The organism is Klebsiella sp. OBRC7, from assembly GCF_000293135.1.
In the GTDB taxonomy this organism is placed as follows: domain Bacteria; phylum Pseudomonadota; class Gammaproteobacteria; order Enterobacterales; family Enterobacteriaceae; genus Klebsiella; species Klebsiella michiganensis.
In genome coordinates this window covers 1-5,259 of record NZ_ALNJ01000113.1, presented here as the reverse complement: position 1 = coordinate 5,259, position 5,259 = coordinate 1, and the positions used below count along the sequence as shown (strand labels likewise).

The following is a 5,259-nucleotide window of genomic DNA, read 5'->3' as shown; positions in this document are numbered from 1 at the left end:
CTCGGCACCACCCGATCCATCTCGATCAGGAACAACTCCTTGCGGGTTTGCTTGCGCTTGCCAGCGTACTCGGCGTCGGCGAAGGTCATCTGCTTCATCGGGAAACTCGGTGGGTGGGGGCGCGGTATTTTGCCAAATCAGAAAGTCTTTTTCAGAGTTTCCCTAGGCTGACAAGCCAAGCGCTGGATCGCAACCATCCATCACCTTATCCAGCTAGATCTGCCTCCTCCAATAAGTGCCGCACAAATCCCGGCGGGTGCAGATTTCCGGGAGGTTTGCGCCAGATCAGTTGGAGACGCTTTTCAAGCCCCGGGATGGGAAGAGCTACCAGCGCGCCACTGCGAACTTCGTCTTGTACTGCGGAAGCCATCACCAACGACACGCCGAGTCCCGCGCTCACTGCTTGTTTGACTGCCTCGGTGCTGCCTAGCTGCATACCGCTGCGAGGCACGCCCAGTTCGCCAAAGTATTCGGTCAGAAGCCGTCCGGTACCGCTACCCGGTTCACCTCCCAGCATCGGCAGGTCCACCAGACGATCACGTTCTATGCACCCTGCTTCAGCCAGCGCATGGTCGGGGCTGACGATAAGCACCAGCGGCTCGACCCGCCAGAGGCGGTGTTCGAAGTCGGGGTGAGGTAGCCACCATTCCATGATCGCGGCGTCGAGCTGGCCCGCCAGTAGCTGGTCGGCCACATCCGGGTTGGCGGCGATGCGCAGATCCACCTCGCCCCTCTCATTTGCGGTCGTCAGATAGTTGCGCACGAATGGCTGGAGAAGGTAGGTGCCGATGTTGGTGCTGGCCCCGACGCGCTCACGATTGCCATGCAGGGCTTCTAGCGCCCGGGCGTGCATGTCGAGCAAGGCGGTCGCATGCGGCATGAAGGCCAGCGCCCGTGTGGTAGGCTGGCAGCCGCTACGACTGCGCTGCACCAGCGTTACGCCGACCTGCTCTTCAAGCTTCTGCAAGTGCTGCGACACCGTCGGCTGGGCCAGCCCCAACGCCCTCGCCGCGCTCTGAAAACTGCCTGTTTGAACGATCGCTACCAGGCTCTTCAGCCAGACCGGATTCAACATGCGGCAGGCTCGGCCTTGGGCAGACGGTTCGCAGCGTTGATTGGGCGCGCACCTGCCAATACCTGGATGATGTTCTGCGCTGCACAACGTTCAATCTCCAGGCGCACCGCGCGCACTGCCGACCCTATGTGCGGAGTGAACAGCGTATTCGGATGCGCGAGCAGCGCAGGATCGATCAGCCGCGGCCGGTCCGCGCGAGCCCAGTCTTCCATTTCGAATACATCCGCCGCATACCCGCCGAGCTGGCCTCGCTCAAGCGCCGCGAGCACGGCGGCTTCATCCACTACCGAACCACGACAGGGGTTTACAAGCAGAGCGCCCGGCCGTACGAGGGCAAGCAGCTCGGCGTTGACCAGATGCTGGGTATCGGCATTCAAGGGAAGCGCCAGCAGGATGAAGTCCGAGCTGGCGAAGAGTTCGCTGCACGCCACCTGGCGCAGGCCGAGCCGTTGCTCGGTTTGTGTATCCAGAGCCTTCGCCTCGTGGTACTGCAGGGTCGCGCCCCATCCCTGCAAGCGCTCAGCCATGGCCAGTCCGATGGCGCCCATGCCAAGGATGCCGACCGTAGCGTTATCCAGCCCCGTGCCGTAGAACTGTGGTTGCCAGCCCTGGAACTCGCCAGAGCGGACGAACGCATCTGCTGCCCGCAGATGCCGCCCCAGCCCCACCGCCAGTCCGATCGCCAGCTCGGCAGTCGGGACCGTCAACAGATCAGGCACGAAGGTCAGCCAGACCCCGCGGGCAGTACAGGCGTCCACATCGAAATTGTCGAAGCCCTTGAGCGCGCAGCCGACTACACGCAGCTCAGGGCAGGCTTGAAGAAAGTCTGCATCGACCCGATCGGGCATGAACGCCATCATCGCCTGAGCATCGCGACAGCGGCGCAGAATTTCCTCGCGCGTCAGCGTGCTGTCGGTCTGGTTGGTCACCAGCTCGCAATGTGGCGCCAGCAGTTGCAGGATCTCATCGTGTACTCGGTGAGTTATAACGAGTTTCGGCAGCATGTTTTGTCCTATTTGAAACGTTTGCGCAGCACGCCACTGAAGGCGTCTACTAGCGTGACCATGGCCAGGATGACCAGCAGGATTGCTGCAACCTCCTGGTACTGCATGATGCGCAGCGAGCCCATGAGTTCGAAGCCGATACCGCCGGCGCCAACCATGCCCATCACGGTGGAGGCGCGAAAGTTGTATTCCCAGCGGTAGATCGCCACGTCGGCGAACTGCGGCGTCACCTGTGGCAAAACCGCGTGCAGCAGCACTTGCATCGGCGTAGCCCCCGCCGCCCGAGCGGCTTCCACCGGCGCTTCGTCGACGTGCTCGATGGCCTCGGCGAAGAACTTGCTGACCATGCCGACCGAATGCAGACCCAGGGCAAGCACGCCCGGCAAGGCGCCGAACCCTACGGCTGCAACGAAGATGATGCCCATGATCAGCTCCGGCACCGACCGCAGGGCATTGAGCAGCACCCGGGCAACACCGAACACAAGGGGGTGCGGCGCCGTATTGCGCGCTGCAACGAAGGCCACCACCAGCGAGAACACCACTGCGATGGCCGTACCGGCGATGCTCATCGCCAAGGTGTCGATCAAGGGGCGAATCCAGCTTCGATAGCCCGAAAAGTCTGGCGGCATGGCCTCGCCTGCCAGGGTAGCGATGGAGGGCAGCCCGTTCAGCAGCGTGGTGGCATCGAGCAGCCCCACGTACCAGCAGGCCAACAGCACCACTCCGAATACAATCGCCACCTGCCCCAGCTGGCGCCACCAACCGAGGCCGAAGCCTCGAAGGATGTGCTCGCGTTGCTCTGCAGGCAGCGCCTGCACGTCGTAATGAGTAGACATATCGGTGCTCACATCGTGGCGAAGTCGAGGCCGAGCAGCGATCCCATTTTGCGGATCACATCGTAGTCGGCGTCGGTGATTGGCGCGAAGGCCTCGGCCTTGAAGTTGCGCAGCACTTCGGGATCGTCGATACCGACGAATACATCCCGCACCTTGGTTTTCAGCTCGGGGCTCAGGTTCGAGCGCATCGCCCAGGGGTACTGGGGGTATTCGCCGCTGTAACCAAGTACTTTCACCTTGCTCGGATCGATTAGGCCACGTTCGACTACGTGATTGAAAATTACCTCCGACAGCCCACCCGCATCGGCGTTGCCGTTCGCCACGTTGACGGCAACGGCGTCATGCGTGCCCACAAAATATTCTTCGTAGTCCCGCCCACCCGTCAAACCGGCCGTCTCAAGAAGCACGGTTTTGGGAATCAAATGGCTGGACGTCGATGCCCGGTCACCATAGGCCATCTTCTTGCCCTTAAGGTCGGCATACTCATTCACGCCTGACGCCACATTGGCGATAATCACCGAGCGATAGGTCGGCTTGCCGTCGATGACCGTGACAGCGAAGGGCTCGATGTCGCTTTTGCTTTTGGCCATGACGTAGGACAGCGGACCGAAATACGCCAGGTCGATACGGCCAAAGCGCATCGCCTCAATCATCGAGGAATAGTCGGTGGTTACGATCAGCTGCACCTTCTTGTCCAGATGCTCTTCCAGATAATCCTTCAGCGGCTGGTTACGCTTGATCAGCTCGGAGGCGTTTTCGTCCGGCAGCAGGGCAACCTTTAGCACATCCGGATCGGCATCGGCCGCTAGGGCGGACAAACTTGAAACAGCGGACAGCAAGCAAGTCAATAAGAGCGCGGATAAGCGTTTCATCGGGACATCTCCAGTGAAGGTTCGAGCATGACAGGTGGTTCAGCCGGAGCATTCGCTGGCTGAGTCGTAGAGCGGCCTGCATAGATGCGCTCAAGCTGCGCATCGGTGAGTTCCGAGGGCGCGGCATCGAAAACGATCTGAGAATCGGCCAGCCCGACGACGCGATCGGCGAAGCGGCGGGCATATTCGAGTTGATGCAGCGAAACGATGGCGGTGATGCCGTCTTCCTTGCAGATGTCGCGCAGCAATCCGAGAACACGGACCGAAGTGGCCGGGTCGAGACTGGCTACCGGCTCATCGGCCAGAATGATCGCCGGCTGTTGCGCTAGCGCACGCGCGATGCCTACCCGCTGCTGCTGGCCACCGGACAGTTTGTCCACCCGGCTTAGCGCCTTGTCTGCCAGACCGACCCGAGCGAGGCAACTGAGCGCAATCTCCTGATCGGCACGCGGCAGAGGAAACAGCGAGCGGAGCGTGTTGTGAAAGGCCAGCCGACCGGTAAGCACATTAGCCAGTGCGCTTTGACGTTCGATTAGCTGGTGGTGCTGAAAGATCATGGCGGTACGCCGACGATGCTGACGCAAGGCCGAGCCGCTGCCGAGCTCACCGAGTTCGCTGGTGACACTGCCGCCAGTGGGCGTGACGAGTCGATTGAGACTACGGAGCAAGGTCGACTTGCCTGCGCCCGAGAGACCAAGCAGCACGGTGAACTCACCACGCCGAAATGCAATCGAGGTATCGCGTAGGGCTGTCACGCCGCCTGGATAGACGACGCTCAACCGGTCGACCCGCAGCACGGCGTCCTGTATTGGATGGGGCATCATTTGATCACCTTTTGCAATATTGCTGGCCGCACAATTGCGGTTCGCGATGCAAAGGATAGAAATTCCTTGTTAACGCACTGTTTCTAAAGGATGACATTTCGATGAATACTTCGAATCTGCCGTAGCGGGGCGGCAAGCGAAGCCGTGGAAGAACGGGCGCAACGTAGCGTCTTTCTTCACGCGGGATACAGGAGGCTTTGATTGATACTGCTGCGGATTCGCTACAGTAACGTTGGGCCAGAACGTAATGCCATCCAAGCAAGAGAGCGCACACTAGGGAAACTCTGAAAAAGACTTTCTGATTTGGCAAAATACCGCGCCCCCACCCACCGAGTTTCCCGATGAAGCAGATGACCTTCGCCGACGCCGAGTACGCTGGCAAGCGCAAGCAAACCCGCAAGGAGTTGTTCCTGATCGAGATGGATCGGGTGGTGCCGAGGAAGGGCTTGATTGCTTTGATCGAGCCACATTATCCGAAGGGTGAAGGTGGCCGTCCGGCCTACCCGTTGATGGCGATGCTGCGTGTGCATCTGCTGCAGAACTGGTTCGGCTACAGCGATCCAGCGATGGAGGAAGCGCTGTACGAAACCACGATCCTGCGCCAGTTTGCCGGGCTGAACCTGGAGCGCATCCCCGACGAAACCACCA

6 protein-coding genes are annotated in these 5,259 nt (G+C 60.6%); 1 reads left to right on the top strand and 5 read right to left on the bottom strand.

What is annotated here, in order from left to right:
• Positions 1-205: 205 nt before the first annotated feature.
• From HMPREF1144_RS22740 to phnC, 5 genes are read right to left on the bottom strand one after another with little or no spacing between them, the layout of a single operon-like run.
• Positions 206-1,075 carry a LysR family transcriptional regulator gene (locus tag HMPREF1144_RS22740; protein WP_009654069.1) on the bottom strand — a complete coding sequence of 290 codons (870 nt, stop codon included), beginning with the start codon at positions 1,073-1,075 and terminating at the stop codon, positions 206-208.
• On the bottom strand, positions 1,069-2,079 hold the full coding sequence (gene ptxD, locus HMPREF1144_RS22735) for a phosphonate dehydrogenase PtxD (protein ID WP_004152693.1): 1,011 nt from the start codon (positions 2,077-2,079) through the stop codon (positions 1,069-1,071). The genes HMPREF1144_RS22740 and ptxD overlap by 7 nt, the downstream gene beginning before the upstream one ends.
• An 8-nt stretch (positions 2,080-2,087) precedes the next feature.
• Complete coding sequence (gene phnE / locus HMPREF1144_RS22730; protein ID WP_004152694.1) at positions 2,088-2,915, bottom strand: phosphonate ABC transporter, permease protein PhnE; 828 nt, start codon at positions 2,913-2,915, stop codon at positions 2,088-2,090.
• An 8-nt stretch (positions 2,916-2,923) separates the two neighbouring features.
• Entirely contained in the window at positions 2,924-3,787 is an 864-nt protein-coding gene (phnD, locus tag HMPREF1144_RS22725) for a phosphate/phosphite/phosphonate ABC transporter substrate-binding protein (RefSeq protein ID WP_004152695.1), read from the bottom strand.
• Positions 3,784-4,611: a phosphonate ABC transporter ATP-binding protein gene (gene phnC, locus HMPREF1144_RS22720; protein WP_012637488.1), complete on the bottom strand. Its 828-nt coding sequence runs from the start codon at positions 4,609-4,611 to the stop codon at positions 3,784-3,786. Before phnC ends, phnD begins: the two co-directional genes overlap by 4 nt.
• A gap of 341 nt (positions 4,612-4,952) precedes the next feature.
• Between phnC and HMPREF1144_RS22715 the strand changes: the two genes are divergently transcribed.
• Positions 4,953-5,259, top strand: a 307-nt coding sequence (locus HMPREF1144_RS22715) for an IS5/IS1182 family transposase (RefSeq protein WP_042928295.1), incomplete at its 3' end; no start/stop codon positions are given.

Coding starts and splice junctions, on each gene's coding strand:
- HMPREF1144_RS22740 (WP_009654069.1), bottom strand. CDS start 1,075: ATGTTGAATCCGGTCTGGCTGAAGAGCCTGGTAGCGATCGTTCAAACA.
- phnE (WP_004152694.1), bottom strand. CDS start 2,915: ATGTCTACTCATTACGACGTGCAGGCGCTGCCTGCAGAGCAACGCGAG.
- phnC (WP_012637488.1), bottom strand. CDS start 4,611: ATGATGCCCCATCCAATACAGGACGCCGTGCTGCGGGTCGACCGGTTG.
- ptxD (WP_004152693.1), bottom strand. CDS start 2,079: ATGCTGCCGAAACTCGTTATAACTCACCGAGTACACGATGAGATCCTG.
- phnD (WP_004152695.1), bottom strand. CDS start 3,787: ATGAAACGCTTATCCGCGCTCTTATTGACTTGCTTGCTGTCCGCTGTT.